A 15531-nucleotide genomic window follows, 5' to 3' on the forward strand; every position below is an offset into this window, starting at 1 on the left:
CGTAGCAGCGCCCATCCGGACGCCCGTCGCGAACCGCCTTTCCGGCGACTCTCCGTGACGGGTGGCGTGGGGTTCGGCCAGAGTGGGGGCACACATGCCGCGGGGGCATTCTGGCCGATTCGCGATCCCGGATGGGCGCGCTTTCAAGATCGCGATTTGTGCACCTGTTCACAAGCGCTTAGTCTGTTACCTCGACGTTCCCCGCTAGCACAGAGCCGTTCGGCCATGTGATCTGGGGTCTAAGCCTTGTTCGGCACGGAGTCTCATGAGTCAGCAGCGCACCGGTCACGAAGCCGGGATCACCGGCCGTGTCGGCGCGGTCACGCCCTCTGCAGTTCTAGGTAGCCAGCCGGATTTCCCGGATCTGCCCGAGGCGACGGTGGCCCGCCTGCCCGAGTATCTGCGTGCCCTGCATCACCTCGCAGAGACGGGCCACGACACGGTCTCCAGCGAGGGCCTGGCCCTCGCCGCGGGCGTCAACTCCGCCAAGCTCCGCAAGGACCTGTCCCACCTCGGCTCGTACGGCACCCGCGGCGTCGGCTACGACATCGAGCCCCTGGTCGGCCAGATCGAGTACATCCTCGGCCTGAACAAGCGCCGCGCGGTCGCCCTGGTCGGCGTCGGTAACCTCGGCCACGCGCTGGCCGGCTACGCCGGGTTCGCCAGCCGCGGCTTCCGCATCGCCGCGCTGTTCGACGCGGACCTCACCCGGGTCGGCGAGCTGATCAACGGCATCGCGGTGCGGCACATCGGCGACATCCCCGAGGTGGTCAAGTCCGAGGCGATCTCCATCGCCGTGCTGGCCACCCCCGCCGGAGCCGCCCAGGCCGTCGCCGACCAGCTGGTCGCGGCCGGCGTCACCAGCATCCTGAACTTCGCCCCGGTGGTGCTCAACCTCCCGGAGCAGGTCGACGTCCGCAAGGTGGATCTCGCTGTCGAGCTGCAGATCCTCTCGTTCCACGAGCATCGCAAGTCGGCCCGCGGGGCCGAACTGGCCAAGGCGATGGCCCGCGGGGCCGTGAACGGCAGCCCCGTCGCCACGCTGGGAGAGGTGGCCGCGTGAACCTCATCGTGGTGGGCGCGTCGTACCGGACCGCGCCGGTGGAGCTGCTGGAGAAGCTGTCCCTGGTCGAAGGCCCGCAGGCGCTGCCCCGGCTGCTGTCCGGCGGTGAGCTGACCGAGGCCGTCGTCGTCTCCACCTGCAACCGGGTCGAGGTCTACGCGGCCGTGCCCGCGTTCCACGCCGGTCTGAGCCATCTCGGCGAGGTGCTGTCCGACCTGTCGGGCGTGCCCGCCGAGCAGCTCGCGAGCACCCTCTACGTGCACCACGGGCAGGACGCGGTGCGCCACGTCTTCCGCGTCGCCGCCGGGCTGGACTCGATGGTCGCCGGTGAGGCGCAGATCCTCGGCCAGCTCCGCGAGGCGTACCAGCAGGCCACCGAGGCCGACGCGGCCGGCAAGGTGCTGCACGAGCTGCTGCAGCAGGCGCTGCGGGTCGGCAAGCGCGCGCACGCCGAGACCGGCATCGACCACGCGCCGCGCAGCATGGTCAGCGCCGCGCTGGACCACGCCGTGGCCAACTCCGCGGACTGCCACCGCTGGCTGGTGGTGGGCGCCGGGGCGATGGGCGCGCTGGCCGTCGCCGAGCTGACCCGCCGCGGCGCGGGCACGGTCACCGTGGTCAACCGCGGGATCGAGCGGGCGCAGCGGCTGGCCGACGCGTACGGCGCCACCGCCGCCCCGATCGAGCGCCTGCCCGAGCTGCTGGCCGAGGCCGACGTCGTGATCACCGCGACAGCGTCGACCGGCCACGTGCTCACTTCCGAGAACGTCGGTGCGGCGCGCACCGGGTCCGACAAGATCCTGACTATCATCGATCTGGCGATGCCGCGCGACGTCGAACCGGCCGTCGCCGAGCTTTCCGGAGTGCGGCTCGTCGACGTCGCGCGCCTGGGCACCGTGCTGGACCCCACCACGGCCGGCGCCCCGGTCTGCCCCCGCTCGTCCGCCGACCGCGAGGTCGCGGCCGTGGAGGAGATCGTCGCGGGCGAGGTCGACACGTACGCGAGCTGGCTGCGTGGCGCCGAGGTGGCGCCGACGGTCGCCGCGCTGCGGGCGCGTGCCGAGGACGTGGTCAGCGCCGAGCTGCGCCGCCTCGCCCAGCGCCGCGCCGACCTGACCGACGACCAGCGCGCCGACGTGGCGCACACCGTGCACCGGATCGTGCAGCGGCTGCTGCACCAGCCCACCGTGCGGGTGCGCCAGCTCGCCGCCGAGCCCGGCGGCGAGGCGTACGCCAGCCTGCTGCGCGACCTGTTCGACCTGTCGGTGATCCCCGGATCACCGGACCACACCACGGTGGCAGATGTGCCAGATTTGAAGGGGGGTGCCTGATGACCAGCACAGGCGTGCTCCGCCTCGGTACGAGAGGCAGCGCCCTCGCGATGGCGCAGTCGCAGACCGTGGCGGACATGGTGACCGCGGCGACCGGCCTGCGGGTCGAGCTCGTGGAGATCGCGACGGCGGGCGACCGCTCGTCCGCGCCCGTCCAGCAGCTCGGCGTCGGCGTGTTCGTGTCCGCGCTGCGGGACGCCCTCACCGCCAAGGAGATCGACTTCGCGGTGCACTCGTACAAGGACCTGCCCACCGCGCCCGCCGACGGCCTGTCCATCGCGGCCATCCCCGAGCGGGCCGACCCGCGCGACGCCCTGATCGCCCGCGACGGGCTGACCCTGGCCGAGCTGCCCTCCGGCGCCGTCATCGGCACCGGCGCGCTGCGCCGCATCGCGCAGATCAACGCGCTGGGCCTGCCCGTGACCACCGTGCCGATCCGCGGCAACGTGGACACCCGGCTGCGCAAGGTCGCCGACGGCGAGCTGGACGCGGTCGTGCTGGCCCGCGCGGGCCTGGCCCGGCTGGGCCGCGCCGCCGAGGTCACCGAGATCCTGGACCCGATGCTCATGCTGCCCGCGCCCGCCCAGGGCGCGCTGGCCATCGAGTGCCGGTCCGCAGATACCGATCTGGTCGAGGCCCTCGCGGCTCTCGACCACCGGGCGACCCGCGCGGCGGTCACCGCCGAACGGGCGCTGCTGGCCGCGCTGGAGGCAGGGTGCAGCGCACCCGTCGCCGCGCTGGCCGAGACAACCGAAGACGACGAGATCTACCTGCGCGGTGCGGTGATCAGCGTGGACGGGCGGTTCGCCCTCCGACTGTCGCGCACCGGAACGCTCGCCGACGCTGAGAAGGTCGGTCGCCTGCTGGCAGCCGACCTGCTCGAAGACGGTGCCGAGAATGTACTTGGGAGTGCAGAATGACCCGCACCCGTAAGCCCGCCGGGCACGTCGCGTTCGTCGGGGCTGGACCCGGCGACCCGGGACTGCTCACCCGCCGCGCGTACGACACGCTGCTCGAAGCCGACCACATCGTGTACGACCGCAGCGTGCCCGACGCGCTGCTGGACACGCTGAAGGCCGAGACCGGCGACCTGACCGAATACAGCCCCGCCGAGGGCGTGCCCGGGGACGTGGCCAAGGTGCTGCTGTCCGAGGCGCGCTCCGGCCGCAACGCGGTGCACCTGGTGACCGGTGACCCGTTCGGCCACGACGCGGTGGTCAAGGAGGTCCAGGCGGTCGCCCGGACCAACGTGCGCTTCGCGGTCGTGCCCGGCGTGCCCCAGGCCGCCGGTGTGGCGACCTACGCGGGCGTGCCGCTGACCGGCGTGCGCACCGCCGCCGACGTCGACGACGTGACCACGCTCGACTTCGACGGGCTGGCCGCCGCGGTGCGGCACGGCTCGGTCGCGCTGGCCGTGGACGCCGGCGACCTCGCCTCGGTGCGCGACGGCCTGCTGGCCGCGGGCGTCGACGGGACCCAGCCGGTGGCGATCACCGGTGACGGCACCGGGGACACGCAGTACACGACGACCTCGTCGGTGGACAGCTTCGTCGCCGCGGCGCTGGGCTTCTCCGGCCGCGTCGTGGTGACCGTCGGCGGCGGCGTGCAGAACCTGGACAAGCTCGGCTGGTGGGAGCGGCGGCCGCTGTACGGCTGGCGCGTGCTGGTGCCGCGTACCAAGGAGCAGGCGGGCGTGATGAGCGCGCGGCTGCGGGCGTACGGCGCCATTCCGTGCGAGGTGCCGACGATCGCGGTCGAGCCGCCCCGGACCCCGGCCCAGATGGAGCGGGCGATCAAGGGCCTGGTCGACGGCCGGTACGCGTGGGTCATCTTCACCAGCGCCAACGCGGTCCGCGCGGTGTGGGAGAAGTTCGCCGAGCACGGCCTCGACGCCCGCCACTTCGGCGGCGTCAAGATCGCCTGCATCGGCGAGTCGACCGCCGAGGCCGTTCGCGCGTTCGGCATCCAGCCCGAGATGGTGCCCGCGGGCGACCAGTCCAGCGAGGGCCTGCTCGCCGAGTTCGCGCCGTACGACGAGATCTTCGACCCGGTGGGCCGGGTGCTGCTGCCCCGCGCCGACATCGCGACCGAGACGCTGGCCGCCGGGCTCACCGAGCGCGGCTGGGAGGTCGACGACGTCACCGCCTACCGGACCGTGCGTGCCGCGCCGCCGCCGGAGGAGATCCGCAACGCCATCAAGTCGGGTGGTTTCGACGCGGTCCTGTTCACGTCAAGCTCCACAGTGCGCAATCTGGTGGGTATCGCCGGCAAGCCGCACCAGCGTACGGTCGTGTCGGTGATCGGCCCGAAGACCGCCGAGACCGCGCTGGAGTTCGGTCTGCGCGTCGACGTGCAGCCCGAGCACGCGTCCGTCCCCGACCTGGTCGAGGCGCTCGCGATGTACGCCGTCGAGCTGCGCGAGCGGCTCGCCGCGATGCCCGCCAAGCAGCGCCGCGGCTCGAAGGTCCAGGGCCCGACCGCGCTGCGGTTCCGCTAGGACAGCTGATCCGGCACGTCCTCGCGGATGCCTCGTTGATCTGCGAGGACGTGTCGATTCAAGAACCAGGGAGTGCGTGATGTCCTTCCCGAACGTGCGGCCGCGACGGCTGCGCACCACCGCGGCGATGCGGCGGATGGTCAGCGAGACCCGGCTGCACCCGGCCGAGCTGATCCTGCCGCTGTTCGTGAAGGAGGGCATCGCCGAGCCCCGCCCCGTGGAGTCGATGCCCGGCGTGCTCCAGCACTCGCGCGAGTCGCTGCGCAAGGCCGTCGCCGAGGCGGCCCAGGCCGGCATCGGCGGGGTCATGCTGTTCGGCATCCCGGCCGAGAAGGACGCCGTCGGCTCCGGCGGCATCGACCCGTCCGGCATCCTCAACGTCGCGATCCGCGACGTGGTCGCCGAGGTCGGCGACAGCGTCGTGGTGATGAGCGACCTGTGCCTGGACGAGTTCACCTCGCACGGCCACTGCGGCCTGGTGCGCCCCAACGGCTCGGTGGACAACGACGCGACCCTGGCGGCGTACGCCCGCATGGCGGTGGCCCAGGCCGCGGCCGGCGTGCACGTGGTCGGTCCCTCCGGGATGATGGACGGCCAGGTCGCCGTGGTCCGCCGGGCGCTCGACGAGGCCGGCTTCCGCGACACCACGATCCTGGCGTACGCGGCCAAGTACGCCTCCGCCTTCTACGGCCCGTTCCGCGACGCCGTCGAGTCGTCGCTGGACGGCGACCGGCGCACCTACCAGCAGGACCCGGCGAACCTGCGGGAGTCGCTGCGCGAGGTGGCCCTCGACGTCGCCGAGGGCGCCGACATCGTCATGGTCAAGCCGGCCCTGGCGTACCTCGACGTGATCGCCGCGGTCCGCGACATGGTCGACGTGCCCGTCGCGGCCTACCAGGTCAGCGGCGAGTACGCGATGGTCGAGGCGGCCGCCGCCAACGGCTGGATCGACCGCGACCGGATCATGATGGAGACGCTGCACTCGATCCGCCGCGCCGGAGCCCAGATGATCCTGACCTACTGGGCCGTCGACGCCGCCCGCCACCTCCGCGCCGACTACTAGCCCTCCGGGGCCGGGTCAGCTGCAGCAGCCGCCGCCGCAGCATCCGCCGCCACCGCCGCCGGACGGGGCGGGGATGGCGTTGCCGCGGCCGGACAGGCCCACGGTGGTCAGCAGCTTCACGGTGTCGTCGTGGCCGGCCGGGCAGGGCGCGGGGTCGCCCGCGGCCGCCATCGGCCGGTTCACCTCGAACGTGTCGCCGCAGGCGCGGCAGCGGAAGTCGTAGCGTGGCATCGGATCAGCTTATGCCGAGATTCGCGGCCAGTTCCACGACGTCGCCCTCGTATTCCAGCCACTGGCGGTCGGCGACGAAGCCGAGCTCCTGGTTGACCTTGATGAGGGGTTCGTTGACCGCGGCGTTCCAGGTCTGCACCTCGGTCAGGTTCGGCTCTGCCGAGCGCAGCTCGAACAGCATCCGGGCCTTGATCGCGCGGCCGACGCCGTACCCGCGGTGGCGGGGCACGACCACGGTGTCGTACTGGTCCGCACGGCCGGGGCGCTGTGCCGGCACGACCACCTCGGTGAGGCCGGCGACCTCGCCCGTCTTCTCCTGGACGGCGACCACGACGTAGAGCTGCAGTCCCCGGGCGGCCAGGGTGTGCAGGCTGGCAAGCAGCCGCTCCGGCTCGTAGGAGCTCGGGCGCAGGTCCAGGTCGCCCAGGTCGTAGTCGTCGCGCACCTCGGCCTTGGCGGCCGCGTACGGCGTGATCAGGTGCTCCGGAGGACCGTCGGCGTAGAACTCGATCTGGTATCCGGCGCCGATGCCCGCGGCCAGGTCGCCGAGGGAGAACCAGTCGACCGTGTCCAGCCGCAGCACGCTGCGGATCTCGGTGAACGCCAGGGTGAAGCCGTACGCCTGGTAGAAGTCGACGGCGGTGGTGTCGCCGGCCACCTCGACGCCCAGCGTGCTGAAGCCCTTGCGCAGGGCCACCCGCACCTGCTCGGCTAGCAGCGCCCGGCCGATGTTCTGCCGGCGCGCCTTGGGGTGGACCAGGATCTCGACGACGCCGATGTCGCCGAGCAGGATGATGCTGCCGGCGCCCAGCGGTGCCACACCCCGCGCGGCGTCCCCCTCGTTCTCCTCGACCAGCCACATCATCTTGCGTTCACCGGGCATGGTGACCGCCAGGTAGTCGCGCATCCTGCCGTCTTGCCACAGCGGATCATCAGGTAGGTCGACCGCGGAAACCTCGTTGAGGAGAGCGACCAGAGAGGTGATCTCAGTGGCGGCGGCGGTACGGGGATCCCATTCGCGCACCTTCACTTGTCCAGCTTGCACACTGCGCCCCCGAAACGGAAGGGTCCCACCTGTCATCGTATGCAAACCATTACTCTGAGTGGCGATCAACGATGAAGGCAGTGGCGGACGGTAGTGTTGGGGGCCGTTTCGCTGATGTGGGCGAGACGTCCGGTTGATCAGGTCTGACTGCTACGACCGTACGCCTGCGCGGTGTCGTACACCTTCTGCAGGTACACCCCTACGTTGTTGTACGACAGCACCACTGCTTTCCAGTTGGCCACGACGGTCAGATCCTTGCCCGGCGCACACAGGTAGTACGCCGCCGTCAGGGCCGAGTCGTCGAGGTCGTGCGGGTCGGTGAGCTGGTCGTTGTCGGCGTCCACCGCGTAGGTCACCCACGTCGCCGGGATGAACTGCATGGGGCCGACCGCGTGGTCCCACTTCTTGTCGAAATCGAGCGTGCCGGCGTCGGTGTCGTCGATCTTCTTGGTGTTCTTGGTGCCGTCCAGGGCGGGCCCGAGGATCGGCGGCAGCGCCTTGGCGTCGTCGCCGAGCTTCGCGCCCTTGGCGCGGCCGTGATCAGACTCGATCTTGCCGATCGCGGCGAGGGTGGTCCACCGCAGCTTGCACGACGGGCGCGTCGACGTCACCACCCATTCGGCGTACGCATACGCCTCCAGGGCCGTCACCGGCACGCTCACCTTGGGTGAGGTGGCCTCCGCCCAGCGGTGGAACGCCGCGGCGGGACGTGCCACGGGGGTGGGGGCGGCGGTGGGCGAGGAGGTCGGCGGGGCGAAGGTGGGGCTCGGCGTCGCACTGGCGGGAGCCTCGCTCGACACCGACGGCGTCGGCACGGGCGCGGCCTTCGCGCCGGCCAGCGCCGGGATCAGCAGCGCGCCGGACGCGCCGGCCGCGGCGACCAGCATGACGATGGTGACGCCGGTGGTGGTGAGCCGCCCGACCGGTCGGCGGGACTGCCGCCAGACCACGCGGCCGGCGTCCATGGCCGCCGACCGCAGCCGCACCATCGCCGCCCCGACCGAGATCGCCGCCGCGGCCTCGCCCGGCGCGACCGCGGTTTTCGGCAGGGCACCGTATCCCGAGGTCGTCGCTGCGTCGCCGTCGGCGTCGGCCGCTGTCGCGGCAACGGTTTCCGCGTCCTGCGCGACCGGCGCACCGGCAGCGTCGTCGGCGGCCGGCTTCGTCGCCCGCGCCGCCGCTTCCGTGATGTCGTCCCCGTCCCGCACGGGTCGAGTATGCCTCGCCCGCGCCGCATTGTCGTGCGCACGTGCTGTCCGTCGAGGCGGCTCGGGTGATCCGGTTGTGACCTGACGGCCCACATCCGCCCTGCGGTGTCTTCGTTACGACGGTTGGCAGCTCCACACGGCACTGATCGTCTTCATCGCCGCGGGTGGTGACACCTCGGCTGGCTCGATCAACCCGTTCTTACGATGTCCTGTGCAAGTGGGGGTACGGCAGCATGAACCGCGACTTCCAGGGGGGCGGAGGTTATCCGCGCGTGCCGCAGCGTATACACCTGCCGCGTGGGCAGGTGACGTTCCTGTTCACCGACATCGAGGGCTCGACCCGACTGGCCCAGATGCTCGGCGACGGCTACCGGCCGGTGCTCCACGAGCACCGGCGGGTGCTCCGTGCCGTGCTGGCGGCGGCCGGTGGCGTGGAACTGTTCACCGAGGGTGACTCCTACTTCTTCGCCTTCGCCGACGCCTCGACCGCGGTCGAGGCATGCGCCTGCGCGCAGCGCGCCCTCGATGCGCACACGTGGTCGGATCCGCAGGCACAGCCCAAGGTGCGGATGGGCCTCCACACTGGAATCGCGCAGCCGCACGGCGGTGAGTACGCCAGCCCCGAGGTGCACCGCGCCGCCCGGGTCGCCGCGGCCGCGCACGGCGGGCAGATCCTGCTCTCCGCGTCGACCGCCGAAGCAGCCTCGCAGCTTCCGGACCAGGCCTGGCTGCTGGACCTCGGGCTGCACCGGCTGCGCGGTTTCGACGGCCGCGAGCGCCTGTTCCAGCTGGTGGCGCCCGAACTGGAGCAGCACTTCCCGCGGCCGCGCACCGATCGCACCGCGCCGCACAACCTGCCCAGCCCGCTGACCTCGTTCGTGGGCCGCCACCCGGAACGGGCCGAGCTGGCCGAACTGGTGTCGGCGCACCGGTTGACGACCGTGGTGGGCGCGGGCGGCGCGGGAAAGTCGCGGCTGGCGGTGGCCGTCGCGCACGACCTCGTCGAGTCCTATCCGGACGGCATCTGGAACGTCGACATCGCCGGCGTCACCGATCCGGGCCTGCTGGCCTTCAACCTCGCCACGGTGCTCGGGCTGCGTCCCGAGCCGGGCCGCCCGGTCGTCGAGACGCTGGTCGAGCACGCCTCGACCCGCCGCCTGATGCTGCTGCTCGACACCTGCGAGGCGCAGGTGGGAACCGTCGCGCCGCTGGTCGCCCGGTTGCTGGCGGGGGCGCGCGACGTGACCGTGCTGGCGACCAGCCGGGAACCGCTGGGCATCGCGGGTGAGCTGGTCTGGCGCATCCCGTCGCTGTCCCTGGCGCCCACCGCGAGCGGCGGCGTCAGCGACGCGGTGACGCTGCTGGCCGAACGCACCGCGGCGGCGCGCGGCGGCCGCCCGGTCGAGCCGGCCGAACTCGCCGACCTGGCCCGCGTGGCGGCCCGGCTGGACGGGTTGCCGCTGGCCATCGAGCTGGCCGCGGCCCGGCTGCGGGTGCTGTCCGGTGGCGAGCTGGCGGCCCGGCTGCACGCCGAGCTGACCGCGGAGGAGAGCGACCCGCTGCGGGCCCTGGACGCCGGTGGGCCGCATTCGGGCGCGCACGCCCGGCACGCCACCATGCAGGCCACGGTGACCTGGTCCTACCGCACCCTGCCGGACGACGCGGCGCGGCTGCTGCGCTGGCTGTCGGTCTTCGCCGGGCCGGTCAGCCTGGCCGGGGTGGAATGGCTGATGGACGGCGACCCGCTGGGCCCGCTCACCGTGCTGGTGGACAAGTCGCTGGTGCAGGCCGAACCGGGCGCGCACGGCACGACCTACCGCATGCTCGATCCGATCCGGGGATATGCCGCCCGGCAGCTGGCCGCGCACGACGAGGAGGCGGCCGCCCGGGACCGGCACGTGGCCTGGGCGCTGCGGGCACTGCAGACGGTCGGGCGCGGGCCGGACGGGCAGCCGGTGACCCTGTCGCTGTACTCGATCGACCCGCTCGCCGCCGAGCTGCGCGCCGCGCTGCGCTGGTGCGGCACGGGCGGCAGCGCCCGCTCCGGGCTGCAGATCTCCTGCGGCCTGGACCAGTGGTGGCGCGAGCGGGGACTGGCCCGGGAGGGCCGGCTGTGGCTGTTCCGGCTGTACGCGCGCCTGTCCGAGACCGGTGAGCGGGTGCCCGACGCCGAGCTGGCCCGCGCCTACCACGCGCATTCGGGTCACGCCGCCGTCGACGGCGAGTTCGTCGAGGAGCTGCGGTTCAGCCGACGGGCCGAGTCCGCGGGCCGCCGGGCCGGCGATCCGGGCCTGCTGGCGCGGGTGCTGGCCGGTCGTTCGGGCGCGCTGCGCGACGCGGGCAAGCCCGACGACGCCGAGCAGGCCTGCCGGGAGGTGCTCGCCTGGGCGACCCGCTACGAGGTCGCGCCGGACGCGCTGTTCGCGGTGTGCAATCTGGCCGAGCTGCTGTGGCTGCGCGGCGCGCTGGACGAGGCCGCCACGCTGCTGGCCGCCTCCCGCCAGCTGGAGCAGCTGCGCCCCGCCGAGCGCGGGCGGCGCACCCTGGACCTGCTGCTGGGCATGGTGGCGCTGCGCCGCGGCGACCTGGTGGCCGCGCACGAGCACCTGACCGTGGCGCTGCGCTCGCGCATGGCGTACGGCTTCCACGGGCGGGCCTGCGTGGCCGTCAAGGCGATGGCGGCACGGTGCGTGCAGGGCGGGGACGCGATGACGGCGGCGACGCTGTTCGGGGCGGCCGAGTCGACGACCGTGCGGCTGCACTGCGGGCCCGGCATCTTCGCCTCGTTCTGGACGGCGCAGCAGGAGGCCGCCCGGGCGGCGCTGGGCGACGCGGTCTTCGACGAGGCGTACGCCCGCGGGGCCGCGCTGTCGCTGGGCGAGACGGCGTCGCTGGCGCTGGCGGTCGAGCACCCGGATCTCGCGCTGGACTCCAGCCGCTTCGCCGAGCTGCCCAGCGGCTCCTGAACCCGCGGCAGGCCCCGGACGCAGTCCTGCGCAGCCTTCCCGGAGACGGATCGGGAAGCCTGCGCAGGAACCGCGGGAGCGAGCGTCAGTTGTGCTGGGCTGCGGCGCGCAGCGCGTCGTCCTTCAGCTTCTGCGCCTTGGCGATGTCGGCCTGGCTTACGGCACCGACGCTGCCGAAGGCCTTGACGGCCTGGTAGTAGGTCCAGGCGAGGCTCGTGCAGGCGGGCCGCACGATCGCGTTGTACGTCGCGCACTTGCGCTTGAGGTCCTCGTAGAACGCGCTGTCCAGGCGGGACTTGTTCGCGGAGAACTGGCCCATCGCCTTGTAGTTGCGGTAGTTGAAGTCGTGCCGGTAGCAGGACAGCTTGAAGTCGAAGCCGAGGGGGTTGTCCGGGCTCGTGGAGCAGTAGTCGGTGCTCCAGTCGAACGCGTACGCCGACCATGCGCCCTGGTTCTGCCGCGCGCTGTTCCACGCGTTGTAGCTGGCGACACTGGTCTGCGACCAGCTCGACATGACGGACAGCTTCTCGGCGGGGGTGACCGCGGCGGCCGGCGATGCGATCGCGAGAACGGCGACCATCGCGGCTGCGGGGGCGAGCAGCAGGCGCAGGCGGGACATGGCTTCACCTCGGCGAATAGGGTTCGTCTGGGGTTCAACGAGCCGGTGGCCCGATGCCGGGGTGTGCATCGGTGGAGCTGAATGTAGTCGTTGCGCGGATGTTTCGGAAGTGTTGATTTTTCCGGCGCTGCAAGGAAAATGCATCCCCGGTGCGCGTGGCTTGCAGCGCGGGCTCGAAGACGGCAAAGAGCAGGGGCGCCCACCGGATCAGCGGTGGACGCCCCTGCCTGCTGGAGCACGCGCTGCGCGTGCTCACCCCTCGGTCAGGGGACGAACCGGGCCGGGCTGGGCAGGCTCTCGTTGTAGAGCCGGTCCAGCGAGGTGACGAAGTAGGTGTAGCGCTTGCCGGGCACCGCGGTGGTGTCCGTGAACGACGTGCCCCGGGTCGTGGCGACCAGGTGCGACGCGTCGGCCAGGTCGCAGGCGCTGGGCAGCAGCCGCAGGCCGTCGAGCCGGTAGACCGCGTACGACGCCGCGGTGCCGAAGGGGCCGGCCCCGTCGGCCAGCGGCTGCCACTTCAGCGCCACTCCGGCGTCACTCCGGTCGGCCTTGGTGACGACCGGGAACAGCAGCGGCTTGCTGGGCAGGTGGGACATCGTCGGCACCAGGGCCGGCTTGCTGTAGTGGTCGGCCGCGTACAGATCGGTGGCGCCGATCCGGTTGGCCCGCACCTGCACCGCGCTGAAGTGCACGTTGCCGGACACGTTGTAGTCGCGGTTGAAGGTGAGGTGCTTGCTCATCTCGGCCGGGTCGAACCAGGCCGCGGGCTGGCCCGCGGTAGCGATCTTGTAGTCGGCCTGGCCGATGTAGAGCTGCGTGTTCGTGCCGGCGACCACGTCGGACCACCACGGGACGAGCTTGGCGTAGTCGGCCACGGCCAGCCCGATGTTCCAGTAGATCTGCGGCACGATGTAGTCCAGCCAGCCCTCCTTGACCCACTTGCGGGTGTCGGCGAAGTTGGCGTCGTAGGACTGGGTGCCGTTGGTCTCCGAGCCCAGCGGGTCGGCGGCCTGGTTGCGCCAGATGCCGAACGGGCTGACCCCGAACTTGACCCACGGCTTGGCGGCCTTGATGCGGCCGCTCATCTCGTGCACCAGCAGGTCGATGTTGTTGCGCCGCCAATCGGCCTTGCTGGCGAAGCCGGCACCGTACTGCTCGAAGGTGGCCTGGTCACCGAAGTCCTGGCCGGCCGCGGGGTACGGGTAGAAGTAGTCGTCGAAGTGGACGCCGTCGATGTCGTAGTTCTCGACCGCGTGCATCATCGCGTCCTGCACGTACTGCCGTACCGCCGGGATGCCCGGGTTGTAGTAGAGCCGGCTGCCGGCCGCGTTGACCGGGTAGGCGAGCGCCCACTCCGGGTGCTCGCGGGCCGGGTGGCCGGGGGCGAGGTTGTTGACGTCGGTGCCCGCGCCCAGGCCGCTGGCGCTGGTCGGCATGGAGACGCGGTAGGGGTTGAACCAGGCGTGGAACTCCAGGTTGCGGGCGTGTGACTCGGCGACCAGGAAGGCCAGCGGGTCCCAGCCCGGCCCGACGTTGTCGCGCTTGCCGGTCAGCCACTCCGACCAGGGCTCGTAGGGTGAGGGCCAGAACGCGTCCGCGGTGGGCCGGACCTGCACCACGACGGCGTTGTGGTTGAGCCGCTGGGCGAGGTCGAGCCAGCCGCGGTACTCGGCCTTGAGCTCCTCCTCGGCCTTGCCCGGGGCGCTCGGCCAGTCGATGTTCACCACGCTGGCGATCCACATGGCCCGGAGCTCGCGCTTGGGCTGTGCGGGGTTGAGCGTGCACTCCGTCGCGCCCGGTGCGGCCGCTTGCACTGCGGAGAGCGGTTCGGCCTGCGCGCCGCCGGGCACCAGCAGCGCGCCGAGCAGCGCTGTCGCGGCCGCGGCCGCGATCAGTCTCATGCGCATGAGAATTCCTCCAGTAGCAATGTGCAGTCCGAAGAAAACTTTCATTATCGAGCCAAGAACGCAAGAGTCTCGATAGGTACGTTCCCGAGGACTTCTCAACTGCCGCTACCATCTGCCGGACGGTGACAGCGTGTCGCCCGCCACATGTGGGGAGCTGAGATGTCCTACTCCGACTACGGTTCGCGCCGCGACGAGCCGGAGGGCCAGCCGACGGATCCGTGGCGGCGGCCGGGTGAGGACGACGGCCGCGGCCAGCCACCGCCGTCGGCCCCGACCTCCGGCACCAATGGCACATATCCCCAGCAATACGGCTATCCCCAGCAGAACAGTGGTTATCCACAGCAGCCGGGTTATCCACCGGCCGGAGGTTATCCACAGGACGGCGGCTACGCCGGACCCGGCGGGCATGCCGGGGGACACCCCCAGCAGGGGCGCGCCGGCTATCCCTCGCAGGGTGGATATCCGCAGGCAGGGGGCTATCCGCAGCAGGACGCACAGGGTGCCGGCGGCGGTTATCCACAGCAGGGCTACGGTCGCCAGGACAACGGTTACCCACAGCATGGTGATGGTTACCCACAGCAGGGTGGATACGGCCAGAGCGGATATCCACAGCAGGGTGGGTACGGCCAGGGTGGATATCCACAGCAGGGTGGCTACGGTGCACAGGCTGGTCAGGGCGGTTACGGGAACCAGGGCGAGCACGGCCAGGGCGGTTACGGCGCCCCGGGCGGCTACCCGGCGCAGGGCGGTCAGCCCCAGCAGCCCTACGGCCAGCCCGCGGGTTACGGCCGTCCCGCCGGCCAGGACGGCTACCCGCAGCAGGGCGGCTTCCTGGGCGATGTGAGCGTCGACGACGACCCGTTCGCCGGCCACGAGCCCCGCAGCAAGCGCCGCCACGACCCGGACCCGCCGTACCGGAAGTCCCGCAAGGGCCTGTGGATCACGCTGGTCGTGCTGGTGGTGCTCTGCGGCGGCGGTGGCGGCAGCGCGTACTTCTTCCTCAGCGACTTCCTCGGCGACGTCAAGGCGACGACCGACGAGGCCGCGAAGATCACGGTGAAGGAGCCGACCCAGCTCGGCGGGCGAGAGAAGATCACCGAGCCCGATCTGGTGAAGGCGGCGGCCGAACTGAAGACCCAGATCTCCGAGGAGATGCCCGGAGCCACCGCCTCCGTCGCGGCCTTCTACGGTGACGTGAAGACCAAGAACATGGCGATGGCCTTCGCCATGGCGATGCTCAACCCGAAGCCGGAAGCGGCGCTGGACGAGTTCACCAAGTCGATGACCGAGGGCTCGACCGTCACCGAGCAGTGGGTGGACGTCGAAGCGGGCCCGCTGGGCGGCATCGCCAAGTGCGCCGCGCTGAAGATGGACAGCGGGCCCGTCGCCATCTGCGTGTGGTCCGACAGCGGCAGCCTGGGCTCGATCATGTACTTCGACAAGAAGGTCGCCGACGTGCAGGCGAAGTTCGCCGGCGAGCGCGGCCAGTTGGAGACCAGGACCGAGCCGAAGGCCTGAACCGCGGCAGACGAGAGCGCCGCCCCCCCCCCTGACGGGGCGGGCGGGGCGCGGGGGGGTGAGGCGGGGGGAGCGGGGGGCCG

Annotated in this window: 12 protein-coding genes; 7 read left to right on the forward strand and 5 right to left on the reverse strand. The window is 71.9% G+C overall.

The genetic code is table 11. From position 1 onward, the window contains the following. The first annotated feature begins 265 nt into the window (after positions 1-265). The 5 genes from F9C41_RS28910 (at position 266) to hemB (ending at position 5954) form a co-directional block, all read left to right on the forward strand. A complete protein-coding gene (locus F9C41_RS28910) occupies positions 266-1063 on the forward strand; it encodes a redox-sensing transcriptional repressor Rex (RefSeq protein WP_155389980.1) in 798 nt (265 codons plus the stop codon). Continuing rightward, the gene (locus F9C41_RS28915) at positions 1060-2394 is read left to right on the forward strand and encodes a glutamyl-tRNA reductase (RefSeq protein ID WP_155389981.1); all 1335 of its coding nucleotides are present in this window, start codon (positions 1060-1062) and stop codon (positions 2392-2394) included. Before F9C41_RS28910 ends, F9C41_RS28915 begins: the two co-directional genes overlap by 4 nt. After that, entirely contained in the window at positions 2394-3314 is a 921-nt protein-coding gene (hemC, locus tag F9C41_RS28920) for a hydroxymethylbilane synthase (RefSeq protein ID WP_155389982.1), read from the forward strand. Before F9C41_RS28915 ends, hemC begins: the two co-directional genes overlap by 1 nt. After that, positions 3311-4891 (forward strand): bifunctional uroporphyrinogen-III C-methyltransferase/uroporphyrinogen-III synthase, encoded by a 1581-nt coding sequence (locus tag F9C41_RS28925; RefSeq protein WP_155389983.1) that lies wholly within the window; start codon positions 3311-3313, stop codon positions 4889-4891. The genes hemC and F9C41_RS28925 overlap by 4 nt, the downstream gene beginning before the upstream one ends. Before the next feature lie 79 nt (positions 4892-4970). Continuing rightward, positions 4971-5954, forward strand: coding sequence for a porphobilinogen synthase (hemB, locus tag F9C41_RS28930; RefSeq protein ID WP_155389984.1), 984 nt, complete (start codon positions 4971-4973; stop codon positions 5952-5954). 15 nt (positions 5955-5969) lie between these two features. Here the strand turns inward: hemB and F9C41_RS28935 are convergent, their stop codons facing one another. The 3 genes from F9C41_RS28935 to F9C41_RS28945 form a co-directional block, all read right to left on the reverse strand. Further along, positions 5970-6185, reverse strand: coding sequence for an FmdB family zinc ribbon protein (locus F9C41_RS28935; RefSeq protein ID WP_155389985.1), 216 nt, complete (start codon positions 6183-6185; stop codon positions 5970-5972). Positions 6186-6189: 4 nt separating this feature from the next. Beyond that, a complete protein-coding gene (locus F9C41_RS28940; RefSeq protein WP_155389986.1) occupies positions 6190-7266 on the reverse strand; it encodes a GNAT family N-acetyltransferase in 1077 nt (358 codons plus the stop codon). A gap of 101 nt (positions 7267-7367) precedes the next feature. Then, complete coding sequence (locus F9C41_RS28945) at positions 7368-8438, reverse strand: lytic murein transglycosylase (RefSeq protein ID WP_155389987.1); 1071 nt, start codon at positions 8436-8438, stop codon at positions 7368-7370. A gap of 272 nt (positions 8439-8710) precedes the next feature. On the opposite strand from F9C41_RS28945, the gene F9C41_RS28950 reads away from it, so the two are divergent. Further along, positions 8711-11404 (forward strand): ATP-binding protein, encoded by a 2694-nt coding sequence (locus tag F9C41_RS28950; protein WP_155389988.1) that lies wholly within the window; start codon positions 8711-8713, stop codon positions 11402-11404. An 85-nt stretch (positions 11405-11489) separates the two neighbouring features. Here F9C41_RS28950 and F9C41_RS28955 read toward each other — a convergent pair whose 3' ends face one another. Both F9C41_RS28955 and F9C41_RS28960 read right to left on the reverse strand, forming a co-directional pair. Further along, positions 11490-12023, reverse strand: a complete 534-nt coding sequence (locus F9C41_RS28955) for a phospholipase (RefSeq protein ID WP_155389989.1) — start codon at positions 12021-12023, stop codon at positions 11490-11492. A gap of 263 nt (positions 12024-12286) precedes the next feature. Then, entirely contained in the window at positions 12287-13930 is a 1644-nt protein-coding gene (locus F9C41_RS28960) for a glycoside hydrolase family 10-like protein (protein WP_196280004.1), read from the reverse strand. A gap of 159 nt (positions 13931-14089) precedes the next feature. Here F9C41_RS28960 and F9C41_RS28965 point away from each other — a divergent pair, with 159 nt between their 5' ends. Beyond that, entirely contained in the window at positions 14090-15448 is a 1359-nt protein-coding gene (locus F9C41_RS28965) for a hypothetical protein (RefSeq protein WP_155389991.1), read from the forward strand. Positions 15449-15531: the final 83 nt, after the last annotated feature.

The sequence above is a fragment of the Catellatospora paridis genome, assembly GCF_009720365.1.
Lineage (GTDB): Bacteria > Actinomycetota > Actinomycetes > Mycobacteriales > Micromonosporaceae > Catellatospora > Catellatospora paridis.

What these genes read in the sequence shown, in the direction of transcription:
- F9C41_RS28910 (WP_155389980.1), top strand. Translation starts at nt 266, where the DNA reads ATGAGTCAGCAGCGCACCGGTCACGAAGCCGGGATCACCGGCCGTGTC.
- hemC (WP_155389982.1), top strand. Translation starts at nt 2,394, where the DNA reads ATGACCAGCACAGGCGTGCTCCGCCTCGGTACGAGAGGCAGCGCCCTC.
- F9C41_RS28925 (WP_155389983.1), top strand. Translation starts at nt 3,311, where the DNA reads ATGACCCGCACCCGTAAGCCCGCCGGGCACGTCGCGTTCGTCGGGGCT.
- hemB (WP_155389984.1), top strand. Translation starts at nt 4,971, where the DNA reads ATGTCCTTCCCGAACGTGCGGCCGCGACGGCTGCGCACCACCGCGGCG.
- F9C41_RS28935 (WP_155389985.1), bottom strand. Translation starts at nt 6,185, where the DNA reads ATGCCACGCTACGACTTCCGCTGCCGCGCCTGCGGCGACACGTTCGAG.
- F9C41_RS28940 (WP_155389986.1), bottom strand. Translation starts at nt 7,266, where the DNA reads ATGACAGGTGGGACCCTTCCGTTTCGGGGGCGCAGTGTGCAAGCTGGA.
- F9C41_RS28955 (WP_155389989.1), bottom strand. Translation starts at nt 12,023, where the DNA reads ATGTCCCGCCTGCGCCTGCTGCTCGCCCCCGCAGCCGCGATGGTCGCC.
- F9C41_RS28960 (WP_196280004.1), bottom strand. Translation starts at nt 13,930, where the DNA reads ATGCGCATGAGACTGATCGCGGCCGCGGCCGCGACAGCGCTGCTCGGC.
- F9C41_RS28965 (WP_155389991.1), top strand. Translation starts at nt 14,090, where the DNA reads ATGTCCTACTCCGACTACGGTTCGCGCCGCGACGAGCCGGAGGGCCAG.